A 19,202-nucleotide genomic window follows, 5' to 3' on the forward strand; every position below is an offset into this window, starting at 1 on the left:
AAACGCACCGTTCGTGCTGAGCTTGTCGAAGTACGATGAGTCTCACCTGCCCTTCGACAGGCTAAGGGCGAACGGTTGGGGGTGGGGCTAGTCTCAGGATTCAACGACCATCACGCGATCGCCGATCGCGATCCGACCCGGCACCTTCACCCGCGAACACGCCCCGCCGCGCCAGTCGGGTGTCAGCGCGCCTTTGAGCCCCGCCGCAATCGTCTCCATTCGGCTGCACGGGTCGCATTCGACGGTGATCTCCAGCTCGACCGCGCCGATCCGCACCCGCGTGCCGGGCACCTGCGGAATGTCGAAGCCGTCGAGCAGCAGGTTCACCCGCCGCTCCTGCCACGCAATCGTATGCCCAAGCTCGCCCATCGCCGCGTCCCAGTCGACGCGCTCCATCATCGTCACCTGGCGCTTGCCGCGTCCGCCGGGCTTGACCGCGCCGCGAAAGTCGCCGTGGAGCCCGCCCTCGACGGTCACATCGACCGCGTCGAGCAGCTCCATCGGCGCCTTGGGAAAGGCATGCCGGGCGATGCCGACCAGCACGCCCATCCGCTTACAGGAAGCTCGCCATCACGGTGGCGGTATCGACCATGCGGTTCGAGAAGCCCCATTCGTTATCGTACCAGCTGACGACGCGGACCAGCTTGCCGTCGAGCACCGCTGTCTCGAGGCTGTCGACGGTCGACGACTGCGGCGAATGCATCAGGTCGATCGAGACGAGCGGTTCGTCCGAATAGACCAGCACGCCCTTCAGCGGGCCGTCTTCCGACGCTGCCTTCAGGATCGCGTTGACCTCGTCCTTGGTGGTGTCGCGCTTGGGCGTGAAGGTCAGGTCGATCAGGCTGACGTCGGGCACCGGCACGCGGATCGCCGAACCGTCGAGCTTGCCCTTGAGTTCGGGCAGCACCTCGCCGACCGCGCGGGCAGCACCGGTGGTGGTCGGGATCATCGACATACCGGCGGCACGGGCGCGGCGCAGGTCGGGGTGGATCTGGTCGAGGATCTTCTGATCGTTGGTATAGGCGTGGACCGTGGTCATCAGGCCGCGCTCGATGCCGATCGAATCGTTGAGCACCTTGGCGACCGGCGCGAGGCAGTTGGTGGTGCAGCTCGCGTTCGAGACGATCGTGTGTTCGGCGGTCAGCTTGTCGTGGTTGACGCCGTAGACGACGGTCAGGTCGACGTTCTTGCCGGGGGCGGAGATCAGCACCTTTTTGGCGCCGGCATCAATGTGCTTCTTGCACGATACGTCGTCGGTGAAGAAGCCGGTGCATTCGAGCACCAGATCGACGCCCAGTTCCTTGTGCGGCAGATTGGCGGGATCGCGCTCGGCGGTGACGCGGATGCGCTTGCCGTCGATGACCAGATCGTCGCCCTCGGCGACGACGGTGCCGGGATACTTGCCGTGGACGCTGTCGCGGCTGAACAGCCAGGCATTGGACTTGGCGTCGGCGAGGTCGTTGATCGCGACCAGTTCGAGGTCGCCGGCATTGCGTTCGATGATTGCACGGGCGACGAGGCGTCCGATGCGTCCGAAGCCGTTGATCGCAACCTTCACCGTCATCTGGTCTCTCCTCGCGTAGGGTATACGTGCGCGACGACATGGGGCCGCGCCGGGCGGGCCAGCCTTTGCGAGGGGGCGGCCCGGTCTGTCAACCGGGTGCAGCGGTTTGCCATCGCGAGTTTGGCGTCTTGTCGCCTGCCATGACGGCGCCTACGTCGGAACGCATGGCCGATGCATCCCCCGACACGCCGACCGCCGTCGATCGGATCGACGCGGCGATCGCCCGAATCGAAACCGCGATCGACGCGCGCGCCAGGGCGGGCGATGCGCTGGCACGGCGGCATGCGGCGCTGAAGGCGCGGATGGCGGAGGCGGTGAGCGCGCTGGACGACGTGATCGCGCGCGGGACGGCGTCCTGATGGCGAACGTCACGCTGCCGATCGGCGGGCGCCCGCATACCGTCGCCTGCCGCGACGGCGAGGAAGCGCGACTGCAGCTGCTCGGGCAGATGATCGAGGATCGCTGGCCGACCGCGTTGCGCGCCGCGGGCGGCGTACCGGGCGAACGCGCGATGCTGTTCGTCGCGCTGATGCTCGCCGACGATCTGGAGGACATCCGCCAGCGGCCGCCCGAGGGTGCGGCGGTCAGCGAACCTGCGCTGGCGCGGATCGCGGATCGGCTGGAGGCGCTGGCCAACGCGCTGGAGCGCGATGCGGCGCCGTAAGTCCGGCGCTCGTTACAGCCCCCTTGTCGTCATCCCGGCGAACGCCGGGACCCATGGATGCGCTACATCAGCGTTGGCGCGATACGTCGAAACGCATCGCTACCATGGGTCCCGGCGTTCGCCGGGATGACGGAGGGATGGAAGTCCGCATACTTCTTTCCGGCAAGCCGTCGCCCCATTGCCACCACCCCTCCGACGCACTAAATCATGGCGTGGCGGGTTCTGCCCGGTACGAGCCTTACTTTATCCCTGAGGCTATTCATCATCCAAGGGGCTGTCCCTGCCCGGGCTCTGGTCCGACGCACATGGTCCCCACCTGACGTTAACAGGCGTCGGCGGATACTTTGGCACACGGCCACGGCGGTCCCGCCACCCGCCCCTTCCCTCCTGCACGCGACCCGGAGCGATGAACGACAAGCTCGCCCTCCGCGCCCGCCTGCGTGCCACCCGCGACGGCTTCGTGCCCGCCGGGGCGATCCGCGTGCCGGATGCCTTCGCGGCGCGGCTGACGCCGGGGCTGATCGTCGCGGCCTATATCCCGATCGGCAGCGAGGCGGACCCCGCGCCCTTCGTCACCGTTGCCCGCGCTGCGCGATGCAGGATCGCGCTGCCGCACGTCACCACGCGCGCCGCGCCGATCCGCTTTCTGGCATGGGATGATGAGACACCGCTGGAGCACGGGCCGTTCGGCCTGCGCCAGCCCGCCGCCGATGCTCCCGAACTGGCCCCCGCCGTCATCCTGACGCCGCTGCTCGGCTTCGATGCTGCGGGCAACCGGCTGGGTCAGGGTGCCGGCCACTACGATCGCGCCTTCGCCGCGCACCCGCACGCGTGGCGGATCGGCATCGCCTGGTCGGTGCAGCGGGTCGATCGGCTTATCCCCGACTCCTGGGACGTTCCCCTTCACGCCATCGCCACCGAATCGGATTGGATCATCGCATGAGCCCCTCTTGGCGCAAACCGGCCGGCGTGCTGCTCATCCTGACGTTCATCGTCGTGTGGTGCGTCGGCATCGTCAGCGCATCGGCGATGATCGGCACCTGGCCGTGGTGGCTGCAGCTGCCCTTCTACCTGATCGCGGGGATCGTCTGGATCCTGCCGCTGAAGCCGCTGCTGCTGTGGATGGAGACGGGGCGCTGGCGGTAGGCCGGGTCGAAAGAAGCAAACCGCTCGTGCTGAGCCTGTCGAAGCACAGGTGAGACTCAGGCCCTTCGACAGGCTCAAGGCGAACGACGAGGAGGGGAGCGACCCAATGTCTGCCGAATTTTCGGGTACATCATCCGTTATGCCGGATGGCGCGAGTGACGGGGCTCGAACCCGCGACCTCCGGCGTGACAGGCCGGCGCTCTAACCAACTGAGCTACACCCGCGTGTTACGCGGTCGGAGCAGATCGTTCGCCGACCCGGCGATGCGACATACTCCCGCATGTTCCGATGCGCTTATCCCATGTCCGGTGAGGGAAATGGCGCGAGTGACGGGGCTCGAACCCGCGACCTCCGGCGTGACAGGCCGGCGCTCTAACCAACTGAGCTACACCCGCTGAAAGCGTTGAGGCGCGCCAACTAGGCGAGGCGCCGGGGGGTGTCAACGGCCTATTCTGCCTCGTCGTCGGTTCGCCGCCGTCGCGCGCGCTCCTGCTGCACCAGCGTGCCGTGTTCGAACAGGAAACCGGCGATGTCGGGCTTGCCCGCCGCGCCGAGCACGGTCTGGATGATGATGAGCAGCGGCACCGCCAGCAGCGCGCCCGACGTCCCCCATACCCAGCCCCAGAAGCTGATCGAGACGAGGATCATCAGCGGGCTGATCGTCAGCCGGTGGCCGACGACCAGCGGCGTGATCGCATTGGCCTCCACGAGGTGACAGCCGATCATGACCGCGGGCGGCAGCAGCGCCAGCCAGATGTCGGTGAAGGTCATCATCCCGCCGATCGCCAGCAGGAAGGCGGCGATGATCGGCCCGAAATAGGGGATGTAGTTGAACAGCGCGACGATCCCGCCCCACATCAACGGCGAAGGCATGCCGATGAAATAGAGCGCGCCCGCTACGATGCCGCCGAGCGTCAGGTTGATGAGCGTGATCGTGCCGAGATACGCCGAGACGTCGTCGACGACGTCCTGGATCACCCGCGCGGTCGCCATCGCCCCGTCGAAGCTGGTGCGGCCGGTGATCGTCTTCTTGCGCATGCCCGTCCAGCTCGACAGGAAGAAGAAGACGATGAGGATGCCGAAGAAGAACTGGACGATGACCGTCGGCGCCGAGGTGGCGGCGAGTTCGAGGATCGAGCTGGGCGGCGCGACCGCGGCGGTCTGCGGCTGGCGGACGGGGGTCGAGGCGATCTGCCGGAACATCTTGTTCACCGACTTTTCCAGCGTCGAATAGAGGTCGAGCAAGGGCGACAGATTGTGCTGGATGCGGCTGATCCGGCTGGGGAGCAGCTGGAAGAAATCGGTGGCGGGGACGACGATCGCGGCGATGACAACGTTGGCGATGATGAGGAAGACGAGGACGCAGAACAGCGCCGCGATCGCCGACGGGATGCGCCGCCGCTCCAGCCATTCGAGGATCGGCACCAGCGCGATGGCGATGACCAGCGCGATGGTCAGCGGCAGGAAGAATTCCGCCCCCGATTTCAACGCGAAGGGCGTGCCGAGCGCGAGGCCCAGGCCCGCGATCAGGGTCAGCGCGGCGAGCAGCCGGTCGCGGCGCTGTGCGATCCGCCCGATCTCCGATCGGGTGCCCGGCAGCAGAGGCGCACCGAGCGCGACCTGCTCCTCGGGCGTGATCGGAACGGTGGGGGGAACGGGATCGGGATCGTCGGCCATCACCGTGCTCTAGCGCATTTTCGGGCGCCGCCATCCTGCTTCTTGCGGTGTCGCGGTCGGAAGGCTCGCCACCCCCTCCCAGCCCGGCGGAGGCGAGATTTCTGCGAAAGTCCGCATCCCTGCCAGTGCTCCCGCGCAGGCGGGAGCCCAGAGCCAAGCAAAACAACAGCTTATGGGGATCGGGACTCCTGGGCTCCCGCCTGCGCGGGAGCACGGATAAGGCTTCGCAGGGGCCTCGCGGAGGCCGAGGTCCAGTCGGGGAACGGCCGCGGAAAAAGCATTGTCGCTTTCCCAACTGGCCCCGGCCTTCGCCGGGGTGGAAGAGGGGAAGAACGGGGTCAGTCGGCGAACAGCGCCTTGAGGTCGCGCTTCAGGATCTTGCCGTTGGCGTTGCGCGGCAGCGGTTCGGGGAGGAAGCGGATCGCGACGGGCACCTTGAAACCGGCGAGCCGCTCGCGCACGAACGCCTGCAATTCGGCCTCGCTCGCCTCGCAGCCGGGGCAGAGGTGGACGATGGCCGCGGGCTCTTCACCGAGCGTGCGGTGGGGAATGCCGACCAGCGCCGCGTCGGTGACCGCGGGGTGCGCGTAGAGGACGTTCTCGACCTCGATCGAATAGATGTTCTCGCCGCCGCGGATGACGATGTCCTTGGCGCGGTCGGCGATGAACAGGAAGCCTTCCGCATCGATGCGTGCGAGGTCGCCGGTGCGCACCCATCCGTCGACGAAGGTCGCCGCGGTCGCCTCCGGCTTGTTCCAATAGCCCTTCACGATCATCGGCCCGCGTGCCCACAGCTCGCCGATCGTGCCGGGCGGCAGCACGGTGACGCCGTCGCGGCCCCGCACCTCGATATCGGCCGCCGCCACCGGCGCACCAGCGCTGTCCGGGCGGTTGAGGTAATCCTCGCCGCCATGCTGGGTGACCGTCGCGGTCGTCTCGGTCATCCCCCAGCCGTTGCCGGGGAGCGCGCCGAACTCCTCATGGATGCGTCGCACCAGTTCGGGCGCCGACGGCGCGCCGCCGTAGGCGATGGTGTCGAGCGAGGAGAGATCGTACTGCGCGCGATCGGGATGTTCGAGCAGCTGCCAGGCGATCGTCGGCACGCCGCCGGTCATGTTGACCCGCTCGCGCTCGATGATCTGCAGCGCCTGCGTCGCGTCCCATTTGCGCATGAAGACCATTGTCGATCCGCTCGCGATCGATCCCATCATCCCCGCCGAACAGGCGGTGACGTGGAACATCGGGATGACGGTGAGCGACACGCGCGGCGTCGGATCGGGCGGCGTCTCCCCACGGCGAAGATAGCTGCGCGCCGCGGTGAAGCCGCTCGACAGGATGTTGCTCATGAAGTTGCGGTGCGTGCCGAGCGCGCCCTTGGGCGCGCCGGTGGTGCCGCTGGTGTAAAAGATAGTCGCATCGTCGTCGGGCGCCAGCGTCGCCGGGGGCAATGCCGCATCGGGGAGGTCGGCCCAGCCGTGCGGCGTGCCGATCGCATCCTCCAGCCGTTCGGTGCCCTCGCCCAGCGGCGCGGCGGCGCGCGCGACGATCACCCGCTCCAGCGCGGGCAACGCCGGATAGAGCGATTCGAGCCGGGCATGGCGCTCGCCATCGACGATCAGCACCTTGGCGCCCGAGTCGCGCAGGCCGTAGTCGAGTTCGGCGCCCGTCCACCAGGCGTTGAGCGGCACCATGATCGCACCGATCGCCACGCCCGCGAAAAAGGCGACGGGCCATTCGGGCAGGTTGCGCATCGCCAGCGCCACGCGGTCGCCCGGCCCCACGCCGAGCGCGACGAGATGCGCGGCCAGCGCCGCTGCGGCGCGATAATGCGCATCGTAGCTGACGCGTTCGTCCTCATGGATCACGAACAGGCGATCGCCGTACGCGCGGCTCGCCTCGAGCAGGAAACGCATCGTCGGCGGCGCGTTCTTCCACACGCGCGTCGACACGCCCTGGATCACCGCCTGATCCAGTTCGAACTTCGCGCCGGGCGCGGTCAACAGCGCGCTCGCCTGCGTCAGCGACATCGCCGGCCATGCCGGCGGAAGGGCCACGATGGGATCGCTCGCCAAGTCTGCTTCCTCTCTCAGGATCGTCGTTGCGGGTTGTCATTCCCGTGTTTCGATGAAAGGTTATAGTTGATTCCGCCGCCGCTCAAGGCAATAGGACGATCATATTAGAAATCGGGGTATGGCAGAGGATGAGCGAGCGCGACATGGCGAGCAAGGGGTTCGACGCCGGGCGGCTGGCGGGAATCGATGCCTTCCTGAAGGCGCGCTACCTCGACACCGGGCTGCTGCCCAATGCGCAACTGCTGATCGCGCGCGACGGCGAGATCGTCCATTTTTCACATCAGGGTGCCGCCCGCGACGGCGGCGGATCGGTCGATGAAGGATCACTGTTCCGCATCGCATCGATGACCAAGCCGATCACCTCGATCGCGTTCATGATGCTGGTCGAGGAGGGCAAGGTCGCGGTGGATACGCCGGTCCATCACGTCCTCCCGGAGTTCAAGGGGCTCGGCGTCTACAATGGCGGCGGCGCGGGCGTGCCGTTCGTCACCCGGCCGACGACCGAGCCGATGCGGATGCTCGACCTGCTGCGGCATACGTCGGGGCTGACCTATGGCTTCCAGAACCGCTCCAACATCGACGCCGCCTATCGCGAATCGAAGATGGAGGCATGGCACGGCAACCTCGACCTCGATGGCTTCGTCGCCGCGCTGGGCAAGCTGCCGCTGGAATTCTCGCCGGGCGAAGGCTGGAACTATTCGGTGTCCACCGACGTGCTCGGCGCGGTCGTCGAGCGGGTGTCGGGGCAGACGCTCGACGTGTTTTTCCGCGACCGGATCTTTGCGCCCCTCGGCATGGACGACACCTTCTTCGAGGTGCCCGGGGACAAGATCGACCGGCTGACCGATTGCTATGCGCTCGCCGAGGGCAAGGGTCGCGTGATGTACGATCGCGGCGAGGCGAGCGCGTGGAGCAAGCGACCCAAGCTGCTGTCGGGCGGCGGCGGGCTGGTGTCGAGCGCGCTCGACTATCATCGCTTCTGCCGGATGTGCGAGAATGGCGGCAGCCTCGACGGCGTGCGCATCGTCGGGCGCAAGACGATCGACCTGATGACGATGAACCATCTGCCCGGCGGCAAGGACCTCGCCAGCCTGTCGCAGTCGCTGTTCAGCGAGACGCAGAATGCCGGCACCGGCTTCGGGCTGGGCTTCGCGGTGACGCAGGACGTCGCGCGGACGATGATTCCGGGGTCGAAGGGCGAATATTACTGGGGCGGCATGTTCTCGACCGCCTTCTTCATCGACCCCGTCGAGCGGCTGCACATGGTGTTCATGACGCAGCTCAGCCCGTCCGGGCTCTACCCGATCCGCCGCGAGCTGAAGACGATGATCTACGCCGCGCTCAATTGACGACGATTTTAGAAGGACCTTGCCATGACCTCCCCCATCCGCACCGAACGCCATGACGACGTGCTCGTCATCATCTCCGACAATCCTCCGGTCAACGCGCTGGGTGCCGCGGTGCGGCAGGGGCTGGAGGCGGCGATCAAGGAAGGCGTCGCCGATGCCTCGATCGAAGCGATGGTGATCCGCTGCGACGGCCGCACCTTCTTCGCCGGCGCCGACATCACCGAATTCGGCAAGGCCATGGTCGAGCCCGGCCTGCCGACCGTGGTCGACATGATCGAGGCATCGACCAAGCCCGTCGTCGCGGCGATCCACGGCACCGCGCTGGGCGGCGGGTGCGAGGTGGCGCTGGGCTGTCACTACCGCGTCGCGGTGCCGTCGGCGAAGCTCGGCACGCCCGAGGTGAAGCTCGGCTTGCTGCCCGGCGCGGGCGGCACGCAGCGGCTGCCGCGCATCGCCGGCGTGAAGCTGGCGCTGGAATTGACCGCCAAGGGCGATCCCATCTCGGCGAAAAATGCGCTCGATGCCGGGCTGATCGACCGAATCGTCGGCGAGGACAGCCTCGAAGCGGACGCGATCGCCTTCGCGCGCGAGATCAAGGCGAAGAGCCCGATCCCGCGCGCGTCGGAGCGCGAGGCGAAGGCCGATCCCGAGGCGGTCGCCGCCTTCCAGAAAGAGAACGCCCGTCGCTTCCGCGGCTTCGACGCGCCCGCCGCCAACATCGCCTGCGTCGTCAAGGCGACCGAGGTGCCGTTCGCGGAAGGCATCGCCTTTGAACGGCAGGAATTCATGAAGCTGATGATGGGCACGCAGTCCGCCGCGCAGCGCCACATCTTCTTCGCCGAACGCCAAGCCGCGAAGATCGACGACGTGCCCGCCGACACGCAGTTGCGCCCCATCAAGCGCGTCGGCGTGATCGGCGCCGGCACGATGGGCGGCGGCATCTCGATGAACTTCCTGTCCGCGGGGATTCCGGTGACGATCGTCGAGATGCAGCAGGAGGCGCTCGACCGCGGTTCGGCCACGATCCGCAAGAATTACGAGGCGACCGCCGCGAAGGGCCGGATGAAACCCGAACAGGTCGAGGCGGCGATGGGCGCCCTCACCCCGACGCTCGACTTCGACGCGCTGGCCGAATGCGACCTCATCATCGAGGCGGTGTACGAGAATATGGAGGTGAAGAAGGAGATCTTCACGCGATTGGATGGCATCGCCAAGCCGGGCGCGATCCTCGCGTCGAACACGTCCTACCTCGACATCGACGAGATCGCCGCGGTGACCGGTCGGCCGCAGGACGTGGTCGGCATGCACTTCTTCTCGCCCGCCAACGTCATGAAGCTGCTCGAGGTGGTGCGCGGGGCGAAGACCGCGCCCGACGTGCTGGCGACGGTCATGGCGCTCGCCAAGAAGATCAGGAAGGTCGCGGTGGTCGCGGGCGTCACCTATGGCTTCATCGGCAACCGCATGCTGATGCCGCGGCAGGTCGAGGCGAACAAACTGCTGCTCGAAGGCGCGACGCCCGAGCAGATCGACCGCGTCCATGTCGCGTTCGGCATGCCGATGGGGCCGTTCCAGATGGCCGACCTCGCCGGCGTCGACATCGGCTGGCATCGCGATCCCAACCGCATCGAGAACGTCCGCGACGCGCTCGCCGCCGAAGGGCGCTGGGGGCAGAAGAAGCAGGCGGGCTTCTACGATTACGACGAGAAGCGGAACCCGACCCCCTCGCCGCGGGTGGCGGAGATCATCGACGAATGGCGCGCCAAGACCAACACGCCGCAGCATGACGTTACCGACGAGGAGATCGTCGAGCGGACGCTGTACACGATGGTCAACGAAGGCGCGTTGATCCTGGAGGAAGGAATGGCGCAGCGAGCGTCGGACGTCGATGTGGTGTGGATCTACGGCTATGGCTGGCCAGTCTATCGCGGTGGGCCGATGTTCTGGGCGAAATCCGAGGGTTACGACAAGGTCGTGGCAGGGCTTGAGAAGCATGGCTTCGATGTCGCCAAGAGCCTGAAGTCGGGCAGCATCAAATAAGCACAATCACCGTCATGCCAGCGCAGGCTGGCATCTCCCGGTTCGGGCCGCGTCGCGTGCCAAGCGGGAGACCCCAGCATCCGCTGGGGTGACGGACTGGGAGTTAGACTATGACCGACCTCGACACCTTTCGTTCCGACACCCGCGCCTGGCTGGCGGAAAACTGCCCGCCCGCAATGCGCGAGCCGGTACGATCCGACGCCGACGTTTGCTGGGGCGGGCGCAACTTCCAGCCGTCGTCGCCGGCGCAGAAGGATTGGCTCGACCGGATGGCCGCGCGTGGCTGGACGGTGCCGGACTGGCCCACGGCATATGGCGGCGGCGGGCTGTCGCCGGCGGAGACCAAGATCCTGCGCGAGGAGATGGCGGCGATCCGCGCGCGCAATCCGCTCAACAGCTTCGGGATCTCGATGCTCGGGCCGGCGCTATTGAAGTACGGCACCGAGGAACAGAAGCTGGAGCATCTGCCCAAGATCGCGCGCGGCGAGATCCGCTGGTGCCAGGGCTATTCCGAACCCAATGCCGGCTCCGACCTCGCCGGCCTCGCGGCGAGCGCCGAGGATGCGGGCGACCATTATATCGTCAACGGGCAGAAGGTATGGACCAGTTACGCCGACAAGGCCGACTGGATCTTCTGCCTCGTCCGCACCAGCAAGGCGTCGAAGCAGGGCGGGATCAGCTTCGTGCTGTTCGACATGGCGTCGCCCGGCGTCTCGACCAAGCCGATCCTGCTCATCAGCGGTTATTCGCCGTTCTGCGAGACCTTCATGGACGACGTGAAGGTGCCCAAGGCGAACCGCATCCACGACGAGAACAAGGGCTGGGACGTCGCCAAATATCTGCTTGGGCACGAGCGCGAGATGATTAGCGGCATGGGCCTCGCCAGCGGCGGGCGCAATCCGCTGATCGAAGGCGCGATCGCGACGATCGGGCTGGATCACGACGGACGGCTGGCGGACCCGGTGCTGCGCACGCAGATCGCGCTGTTCGAGGTGCGGGCGAAGGCATTCGCGGCGATGAGCGAGCGGTTCATCGACGAGCTGAAGGCGGGGCGCGCGCATCCGGCGCAACCGAGCATGATGAAGTATGTCGGGACCGAACTGAACAAGGACCGCCACGAGCTGATGATGGCGGCGGGTGGTTCGGACGCGCTCGAATGGGAGAGCGACCGCTCGCACACCGGCGCAGCGCCGCGCGCGTGGCTGCGGACCAAGGCGAATTCGATCGAGGGCGGGACCAGCGAGATCCAGCTCAACATCATCGCCAAGCGGATCCTGGAACTGCCGGGAGCCTAGACACACACGCTCCGTCACCCCGGACTTGTTCCGGGGTCCACTCTTCCACCGGCGCTTCCGCATGAGGCACGGTGGACCCCGGAACAAGTCCGGGGTGACGCAGGAATTGATCGATGCCCCTCTACCTCAACGACGAACAGGCGATGCTTCGCGACACGGCGAAGGACTTCATCGCCGAACATGCGCCGGTCGGCCATATGCGCGCGTTACGCGACGCGAACGACGCCACCGGCTTCAGCCGCGACCTGTGGAAGCAGTTCGCCGAAATGGGCCTCAACGGCGTGCTGATCCCCGAGGATCAGGGCGGCCTCGGCCTCGGCCATGTCGAGGCGGGCGTGGTGCTGGAGGAGATCGGGCGCAACCTGTCCCCGTCCCCCTTCCTCGCCACCGCGGTCGCGGCGGTCGAGGCGCTGAAGGGTTCGGGCCAGGCGGAACGCTGGTTTCCCGGCATCGTCGCGGGCGAGACGGTCGCGGCGCTGGCGATCGACGAGGGCGCCAAGCATCGCGATTCGATCGGCCTCAAGGCGGAGCGGTCGGGCAACGGCTTTCGCCTGACCGGCGCCAAAAGGTTCGTCACGCACGGTCATGTCGCCGACCTGCTGATCGTCGGCGCGCGCACCGCCGGATCGCCCGACGATGCCGAAGGCGTGACCTTGTTCGCGGTATCGAAGAACGCCGCCAATCTGACGGCCACGCCCGAGCGGCTGGCGGACTCCAGCCTCGCCGCACGGATCGACTTCGAGGGGGTCGAGATCGATGCCGATGCGGTGATCGGCGAGGTCGATGCGGGGCGCGATCCGCTCGGCCGGCTGCTGCGTGCGGGCCGCACGGGCGCGGCGGCGGAGCTGCTCGGCGTCGGTGGCGGCGCGATGGACATGACCGTCGGCTACCTCAAGGAGCGCAAGCAGTTCGGCGTCGCGATCGGCAGCTTCCAGGCGCTGCAACATCGCGCAGCGCATCTCTACAGCGAGATGGAGGTGGCACGCGCCGCGGTGCTCAAGGCGCAGCAATTGCTCGACGCCGGCGCGGACGCCGATGAGGCGGTGTCGATCGCCAAGGCGATGACCGGCATGGCGACGACATTGTCGGTGCAGGAGGGCGTGCAGATGCACGGCGGCATCGGCATGACCGACGAGTACGACATCGGCTTCTACATGAAGCGCGCCCGCGTGCTCGCCGAGATGTTCGGCGACATCGGCTTCCATGCCGACCGGCTGGCGAAGGCTGCGGGTTATTGATGGGCGAGTATCGCGAACGCACGCCTGAAGAGCTGGCGGCCGGGCTGGTCACGCTGCTCGACGTCGAGGAGATCGACACCGACCTGTACCGCGGGCCGCGCCAGCCGGGTGGGCGCGGCCGGGTGTTCGGCGGACAGGTGATCGCACAGGCGCTGCAGGCGGCGCAGCGCTCGGTCGAGGGCAAGGCCGCGCATTCGCTCCACGCCTATTTCATGCGGCCGGGGGACGAGAATTTCCCGATCCTGTATCAGGTGACGCGCGACTTCGAGGGCAAGAGCTTCGCCACGCGGCGCGTGGTGGCGTTGCAGAAGGGGCAGCCCATCCTCAATCTCGCCGCGTCGTTCCAGACGCCCGAGGACGGGCTGCACCATCAGGATGCGATGCCCGACGTACCGGGGCCGGAGACGCTGAAGTCGGAGCGCGAGCTGCGCCTCGCCATCGCGCATCAGGTGCCCGAGCGGTTCCGCGACTTCTTCACCCGCCGCCAGAATGCGATCGAGATGCGACCGCTCTACCCGCGCAGCTGGTTCGCGCCGGAGAAGCGCGCGCCGAGCAACGCCGCCTGGTTCCGCACCGCGGCGGGGATCGGCGACGATCCGGCGGTGCATCGCGCGGTGCTGGCCTATGCGTCGGACATGGCGCTGCTCGCGACGTCGATGATGCCGCATGGCGTCAACTGGCTGATGCCAGAGATGCAGACCGCGAGCCTCGACCATGCTTTGTGGATCCACGAGCCGTTCCGCGCCGACGACTGGCTGCTCTACACGACCGACAGTCCGTGGGCGGGGCATGCGCGCGGTATGAACCGCGGGAGCATCTTCACGCAGGACGGCCGGCTGGTCGCCAGCGTCGCGCAGGAAGGGCTGATCCGGCGGCGGGCGCCGAAAGCCTGACGCTCAATCGGGCGCGTCGATCTCTGGGGTGACCGACGGCGTGCCGGGCTTGCGGATGACGTAGCGGACGCGATCGACGCAACCGGTATAGCCGGTGTCGGAGGACGGCAGGGTCGCGTTGCGGATCATCGCCATGGCGGCATCCCCGAACTCCGCCGATGGCTCCGCCTGCAGCACGCGGACGTTGCCGGTCTGGCCCCAGGGGGCGACGTCATAGGCGATCATCGCCCAGCCTTCGATGCTGCGCCGTTGATAGGTGGTGGGGTAGACCAGCACCGGCGCGCGGTTCCAGCCGTGATGCTGCGGACACGTCGCCCTGGCGGGGCGCACCGCATCCTCTTCGGGCGGGACCGGCGCGGGCAGGATCGCGGGCCCCTTGAAATAGGGATAGAGGCAGCCGACCCGCGCGCCGCGTTCGAAGCGCGAGCGCGCCACCGCGTCGCGGGCACCGAGGTCGAGGGACGCAGCACCGCTGCCCGCGACGGTGCGGACGTTCCTGGGTTTGCCCGCCGCATCGAGGTCGTAGCCGGTCATGCTCCACGTCCGGTAGCCCGGCTGATCGGGCATCGCCTTGAACGCCGGGAAGGCGCGGAGCAGCACGTCGGGCGCGGGGTCGGTGCAGGTGCTGCCCGGCGGGCGGAGGCGATCCCATATCGCCCTGACCGGCGCGCGGCTGGGGAAGACCGAATAGGCCATCACGTCGTCGATCGGGGCGGCGGCGATCGGCGTCAGGTCGGCGGTGAACGTCGCGGTGCAGCGGTCGCGGGCGATGCCCGGCGCGAACCGGCTGGCGGCGAGCGCGGGGAGGACGTCCTCCGCATCGGGGACGTAGACGTATTCGCCCGTTCCTCGCCGCGCGATCGACAGCGGGCGGCCGTCGCGATCGATGCGGAAGTCGACCGTCAGCGTGCGGCGCGGGGTCGTTCCGCTCCAGCCGAGGAAGCGCTGCGGATCGGGTGCGCGGACCAGCGGCTGCGCGGTGACGTCGCTTCCCGCGGCGCCGGCGCACAGGACCGGACTCATCAGCCAGCGACCGAGCTGCTGCTGCGGTGGCGATGCCGGAACGGCGCTGGCATGCGGTCCCGGGGTGCGACGGAACAGCTCGACCGGGGGCGGCACGGTCTGGGCGACGGCGGCGCCGGCAAGCAGGCTGGCGATAAGGATCAGGCTCATGACCGCATTCTGACCGGTGCTTGTGACGCCTGCAAGTCGGTCAGACCGCGGTCTTGCCGTATTCCTGCCGCGTCACCGGATGACTCGACGACAGGCCACCGTCGACCGCGAGCGCCTGGCCGTTGACGTAGCTGGCGTCGTCGGAGGCGAGGAACAGCGCGACCCTCGCCAGCTCCTCGGGCTGCGCGCCGCGCCGCAGGGGGTTGAGGCGGCCGACGCGGTCCATCTTGTTGGCATCGCGGGCGTAGTCGAAGACGGGCTTGGTCATGCCCGTCTCCGTCAGGCCGGGGCAGAGCGCATTGACGCGGACGTTGCTGCCCGACAGCTGCTGTGCGGCGACTGCGGCGAGGTTGATGACGCCGGCCTTCGACGCCGAATAGGCGGGCGAGCCGGCGCCCGAGCGGATGCCGGCGACGCTGGCGGTGAGGACGATCGCGCCGCCGCCTCGTTCGGCAATGTGGGGGGCGGCGTGCTTGATCGCGAGGAACGGGCCGATCAAATTGACGCGCAGCACGTCGGTGATGAGCGCGACGTCGGTGTCGAAGATGTTGGCCATGCCGCCCGAGATGCCGGCGTTGGCGAACATGACGTCGAGCCCGCCGAACGCGTCGCAGGCGAGCGCGACGGCGCGGACGACGTCGTCCTCGTTGCCGGCGTCGATGCGGATCGCCTGCGCGGTGCCGCCCGCCGCCACGATCGCCGCGGCGGTGGCGTCGGCGCCGTCGGTGCGGTCGGCGGCGACGACGCTGCCCCCTTCGGCGGCGAAGAGGAGCGCGGCGGCGCGGCCGATGCCGCTGCCCGCGCCGGTGACGACGATCGATCTGCCGGTGAAGCGCGCCATCAGATCGTCACCCCGCCGTCGACGACCATCGCCTGCCCGGTCATGTAGCGGCCGGCGTCGGATGCGAGATAGACGACCGCGCCGGCGATATCGATCGGGTCACCGAGGCGCCGCAGCGGCGTGTGGCGGCTGGAGCGCGTCTCCGCCTCCGGCGTGTCCCAGAGCGCGCGGGCGAAGTCGGTCTTGATGAGGCCCGGCGCGATGCAGTTCACGCGGACGTTGTCGGGGCCGTATTCGACCGCATAATTGCGGGCGAGCTGGAAGTCGGCGGCCTTGGAGACGTTGTAGGCGCCGATCACCTCCGACCCGCGCAAGCCGCCGATCGAGGAGACGATGACGATCGACCCGTTCTTGCGGGCGCGCATCTCGGGCACGACCATCTGGATCAGCCAGTGGTTGGAGAGGATGTTGTTGTCGAGGATCTTGCGGAACTGGTCGTCGGCGATCCCCTCCATCGGGCCGTAATAGGGGTTGGAGGCGGCGTTGCAGACGAGGACGTCGATCCGGCCGAGCTGGCGGCGGGTCTCGTCGACGAGGTGCTGGAGCGCCTCCTTGGACGAGATGCTGGCGGCAATGGCGATCGCCCTGCCCTCGCCAAATTCGGCGTCGATCGCCGCGGCGACGGTGTCGCAGGCGTCCTGCTTGCGGCTGCTGATGACGACGCGGGCGCCGGCACGGGCGAGTTCGATGGCGCTGGCCTTGCCGATGCCGCGGCTGGAGCCGGTGACGATGGCGACCTTTCCGGTCAGATCAAAGAGCGACATGGGTCTCCTAAAGTCTCAAAAGTCACGCCCGAAAGGGGTCGGGTATGCTGATACGACGTGTAAGCTATTGCTCTTAAGCACCCGCCTGCTCTGCAAAATGCCAGCTGGCGGCGGCGAGGCGGTGGACCTGGGCGGCGGAGCGTTCGGCCTGCGCGCTCGAGGCGGTGCCGTCGACGATCCGCTTCTTGATGCCCTGGACGATGCCGGTCAGGCGGAAGAGGTTGTAGGCGAAATACCAGTTGAGGTCGGGGACGCCGTCGCGGTTGGTGCGCGCGCAATAGCGCGCCGTCATCTCCTCGATCGTCGGGATGCCGGTGGCGGGGCCGGTCTGCCCCTTCACGCCCGATCGGCCCTCCGGGTCGGTGACCCAGCTCATCAGGAAATAGGAGAAATCGGCAAGCGGATCGCCGAGCGTCGACAGCTCCCAGTCGAGTACCGCGATGACGCGCGGCTCCGTCGCATGGAAGATCATGTTGTCGATGCGATAGTCGCCGTGGACGATGGAGGTGCGCGTCTGTTCGGGGACGGTGCGGGGGAGGAAGTCGATCAGTTTCTCGACTTCGGGCATGTGTTCGGTTTCGCTGGCGCGATATTGCTTGGTCCAGCGTTCGACCTGGCGCGCGAAGTAATTGCCGGGCTTGCCGTAATCGCCCAGCCCTGCGGCGACGTGGTCGGTGTTGTGGAGGTCGGCGAGCGTGTCGACCATCGCATTGTAGAGGCCCGTCCGTTCGGCCGGCGCGTAATCGGGCAGCGTTCCGTCCCACAGGTTGCGGCCGTCGGCGAGGCCCATGACGTAGAACATCGATCCGATGACATGATCGTCGGTGCACAGGCCATAGGGTTTCGCGACCGGGAAGCCGGTCGGGTACAGGCCCGCGATCAGGCGGTATTCGCGATCGACCGCGTGCGCGGAGGGGAGCAGCGGGCCGAACGGCTTGCGGCGCAGGACGTAGGCGCCCGACGGGCTGTCGATGCGGTAGGTCGGGTTGGACTGGCCGCCGGCGAACTTGGCGTAGGTCAGCGGGGGGGTGAAGCCGGCGACGTTGGCCTGCATCCATTGGGTAAGGTTGGCCTCGTCGAGGCGGTCCTTGTCGGTAACGGGGATGGTGTCGGTCATGCTGTCGCCGGTGCTGATGGAGGGATGCGGGCCGCCCAACCACCTCCGTCACCCCGGACTTGTTCCGGGGTCCACTCCGCGGCGAGGCGCGGGGCTGGAGGGGTGAGCGCGACGCTCGCGGCCCGGTGGACCCCGGAACGAGTCCGGGGTGACGGGGGGTATGGGGTCAGCATCGGGAGACTCATCCGAAGGTAATCACGCTGCGGGTGGCGTCGCCTTTGCGTAATTCGTCGAAGGCGTGGTTGATTCGTTCGAGCGGCATGCGCTCCGCGATGACCGCGTTGAGGTCCAATGCCCCGCGCATGTAAAAATCCACCAGTCGCGGGATGTCCACCGGGAAGCGGTTGCTGCCCATCAATCCGCCCTGCAGCTTCTTGCCCGACAGGAGGTCGATCGCGGACAGACCGACCCGCTCGCTCGGCGGCAGCATGCCGAGGATCGTCGCGGTGCCACCGCGGCGCAGGACCTTGACCGCGGTGGCGGCGCTCTGCGGGCGGCCGACCGCCTCGATCGCGTGGTGGACGCCGCCCTTGGTGATCTCGACGACCTCGTCGGCCGCAGTCGGCGACAAGGCGTCGATGCTGTGCGTGGCGCCCAGCTTCTCTGCCAGCGCGCGCTTTTCGGGAACGGGGTCGAGCGCGATGATCTTGCCGGCGCCGGCGATCCTGGCGGCATTGACCGCAGCGAGACCGATGCCGCCGCAGCCGACGACGCAGACCGTCTCGCCCGGCGTCACGTCGGTGGTGTTGAACACCGCGCCCGCGCCGGTCGTCACCGCGCAGCCGATCAGTGCGGCGCGGTCCATCGGCATGTCGCGATCGATCGCGACGCAGGCATGTTCGTGGACCAGCATCATCTCGGCATAGGCCGACAGGTTGAGCATCTGCGCGACCGGCTGGTCGCCGAGCGTCAGGCGCGGGGGCGCGCCCTTGGGGCGGCGGACGCCGGCGTCGATGCAGAGGAACATCCGGCCGGTGACGCAGAATTCGCATTGGCCGCAAAAGGCCGACAGGCAGGTGACGACATGGTCGCCGACCTTGACGGTGCGCACCTCGCTGCCGACCGCCTCGACCACGCCGGCGGCTTCGTGGCCGGGGATGGTGGGGAGCGCGTGCGGGTAGATGCCGTCGACGAAATGGAGGTCGGATCGGCAGACGCCGACCGCGACGGTGCGAATGAGGACCTCGTGCGGGGCGGGGTTCGAGACGGTGACGTCTTCGATGGTGAGCGGCTGTTTCGGTTCGAAGAGGACGGCGGCTTTCATGGAATGGTCCTGTGAAGGTCGAGGGAGTGATCGTCCTCACCCTTCCCACCGCCTAAGGCGGCGGGCGTCTCTCCCTCTCCCATCGGGAGAGGGAGAGACGCCGAAGGC

Annotated in this window: 18 protein-coding genes and 2 tRNA genes; 9 read left to right on the forward strand and 11 right to left on the reverse strand. The window is 67.9% G+C overall.

All coding sequences use genetic code 11. The features are described from left to right. Positions 1–93: 93 nt before the first annotated feature. The gene (locus M9979_RS00600) at positions 94–549 is read right to left on the reverse strand and encodes an MOSC domain-containing protein (RefSeq protein WP_254287382.1); all 456 of its coding nucleotides are present in this window, start codon (positions 547–549) and stop codon (positions 94–96) included. A gap of 4 nt (positions 550–553) precedes the next feature. Next, the gene (gene gap / locus M9979_RS00605; RefSeq protein ID WP_254287383.1) at positions 554–1,564 is read right to left on the reverse strand and encodes a type I glyceraldehyde-3-phosphate dehydrogenase; all 1,011 of its coding nucleotides are present in this window, start codon (positions 1,562–1,564) and stop codon (positions 554–556) included. Positions 1,565–1,728: 164 nt separating this feature from the next. Between gap and M9979_RS00610 the strand changes: the two genes are divergently transcribed. The 4 genes from M9979_RS00610 to M9979_RS00625 all read left to right on the forward strand — a co-directional run bounded on the left by M9979_RS00610 (position 1,729) and on the right by M9979_RS00625 (position 3,374). Then, complete coding sequence (locus tag M9979_RS00610; RefSeq protein ID WP_254287384.1) at positions 1,729–1,923, forward strand: hypothetical protein; 195 nt, start codon at positions 1,729–1,731, stop codon at positions 1,921–1,923. Then, complete coding sequence (locus M9979_RS00615; RefSeq protein ID WP_254287385.1) at positions 1,923–2,228, forward strand: cell division protein ZapA; 306 nt, start codon at positions 1,923–1,925, stop codon at positions 2,226–2,228. Before M9979_RS00610 ends, M9979_RS00615 begins: the two co-directional genes overlap by 1 nt. A 406-nt stretch (positions 2,229–2,634) precedes the next feature. After that, entirely contained in the window at positions 2,635–3,171 is a 537-nt protein-coding gene (locus M9979_RS00620) for a 5-formyltetrahydrofolate cyclo-ligase (RefSeq protein ID WP_254287386.1), read from the forward strand. Then, positions 3,168–3,374 carry a DUF2842 domain-containing protein gene (locus M9979_RS00625; RefSeq protein WP_254287387.1) on the forward strand — a complete coding sequence of 69 codons (207 nt, stop codon included), beginning with the start codon at positions 3,168–3,170 and terminating at the stop codon, positions 3,372–3,374. The genes M9979_RS00620 and M9979_RS00625 overlap by 4 nt, the downstream gene beginning before the upstream one ends. Positions 3,375–3,521: 147 nt before the next feature. On the opposite strand, the gene M9979_RS00630 is transcribed toward M9979_RS00625, so the two are convergent. The 4 genes from M9979_RS00630 to M9979_RS00645 form a co-directional block, all read right to left on the reverse strand. Then, positions 3,522–3,598 (reverse strand) — tRNA-Asp (locus tag M9979_RS00630). Positions 3,599–3,692: 94 nt separating this feature from the next. Then, positions 3,693–3,769, reverse strand: a tRNA-Asp gene (locus tag M9979_RS00635). A gap of 52 nt (positions 3,770–3,821) precedes the next feature. Then, entirely contained in the window at positions 3,822–5,051 is a 1,230-nt protein-coding gene (locus M9979_RS00640; RefSeq protein ID WP_254287388.1) for an AI-2E family transporter, read from the reverse strand. A gap of 338 nt (positions 5,052–5,389) precedes the next feature. Continuing rightward, the gene (locus tag M9979_RS00645) at positions 5,390–7,078 is read right to left on the reverse strand and encodes a class I adenylate-forming enzyme family protein (RefSeq protein WP_254287545.1); all 1,689 of its coding nucleotides are present in this window, start codon (positions 7,076–7,078) and stop codon (positions 5,390–5,392) included. Between the two features lie 173 nt (positions 7,079–7,251). Here M9979_RS00645 and M9979_RS00650 point away from each other — a divergent pair, with 173 nt between their 5' ends. The 5 genes from M9979_RS00650 (at position 7,252) to M9979_RS00670 (ending at position 13,935) form a co-directional block, all read left to right on the forward strand. Next, on the forward strand, positions 7,252–8,472 hold the full coding sequence (locus tag M9979_RS00650; protein WP_254287389.1) for a serine hydrolase domain-containing protein: 1,221 nt from the start codon (positions 7,252–7,254) through the stop codon (positions 8,470–8,472). 24 nt (positions 8,473–8,496) lie between these two features. Beyond that, positions 8,497–10,509, forward strand: a complete 2,013-nt coding sequence (locus M9979_RS00655) for a 3-hydroxyacyl-CoA dehydrogenase NAD-binding domain-containing protein (protein ID WP_254287390.1) — start codon at positions 8,497–8,499, stop codon at positions 10,507–10,509. 110 nt (positions 10,510–10,619) lie between these two features. Next, positions 10,620–11,804: an acyl-CoA dehydrogenase family protein gene (locus M9979_RS00660; protein ID WP_254287391.1), complete on the forward strand. Its 1,185-nt coding sequence runs from the start codon at positions 10,620–10,622 to the stop codon at positions 11,802–11,804. Between the two features lie 113 nt (positions 11,805–11,917). Then, positions 11,918–13,042 (forward strand): acyl-CoA dehydrogenase family protein, encoded by a 1,125-nt coding sequence (locus tag M9979_RS00665; protein WP_254287392.1) that lies wholly within the window; start codon positions 11,918–11,920, stop codon positions 13,040–13,042. Further along, a complete protein-coding gene (locus tag M9979_RS00670) occupies positions 13,042–13,935 on the forward strand; it encodes an acyl-CoA thioesterase (protein ID WP_254287393.1) in 894 nt (297 codons plus the stop codon). Before M9979_RS00665 ends, M9979_RS00670 begins: the two co-directional genes overlap by 1 nt. 3 nt (positions 13,936–13,938) lie before the next feature. On the opposite strand, the gene M9979_RS00675 is transcribed toward M9979_RS00670, so the two are convergent. The 5 genes from M9979_RS00675 to M9979_RS00695 form a co-directional block, all read right to left on the reverse strand. Further along, positions 13,939–15,108, reverse strand: a complete 1,170-nt coding sequence (locus M9979_RS00675; RefSeq protein ID WP_254287394.1) for an energy transducer TonB — start codon at positions 15,106–15,108, stop codon at positions 13,939–13,941. 40 nt (positions 15,109–15,148) lie between these two features. Beyond that, positions 15,149–15,949: an SDR family NAD(P)-dependent oxidoreductase gene (locus M9979_RS00680; RefSeq protein WP_254287395.1), complete on the reverse strand. Its 801-nt coding sequence runs from the start codon at positions 15,947–15,949 to the stop codon at positions 15,149–15,151. After that, positions 15,949–16,713 (reverse strand): SDR family oxidoreductase, encoded by a 765-nt coding sequence (locus M9979_RS00685; protein WP_254287396.1) that lies wholly within the window; start codon positions 16,711–16,713, stop codon positions 15,949–15,951. Before M9979_RS00685 ends, M9979_RS00680 begins: the two co-directional genes overlap by 1 nt. Before the next feature lie 73 nt (positions 16,714–16,786). After that, positions 16,787–17,830 carry a phosphotransferase family protein gene (locus M9979_RS00690; protein WP_254287397.1) on the reverse strand — a complete coding sequence of 348 codons (1,044 nt, stop codon included), beginning with the start codon at positions 17,828–17,830 and terminating at the stop codon, positions 16,787–16,789. 181 nt (positions 17,831–18,011) lie between these two features. Beyond that, positions 18,012–19,094 (reverse strand): Zn-dependent alcohol dehydrogenase, encoded by a 1,083-nt coding sequence (locus tag M9979_RS00695; RefSeq protein WP_254287398.1) that lies wholly within the window; start codon positions 19,092–19,094, stop codon positions 18,012–18,014. Positions 19,095–19,202: the final 108 nt, after the last annotated feature.

The sequence above is a fragment of the Sphingomonas liriopis genome, assembly GCF_024211255.1.
GTDB classification, from domain to species: Bacteria; Pseudomonadota; Alphaproteobacteria; order Sphingomonadales; family Sphingomonadaceae; genus Sphingomonas; species Sphingomonas liriopis.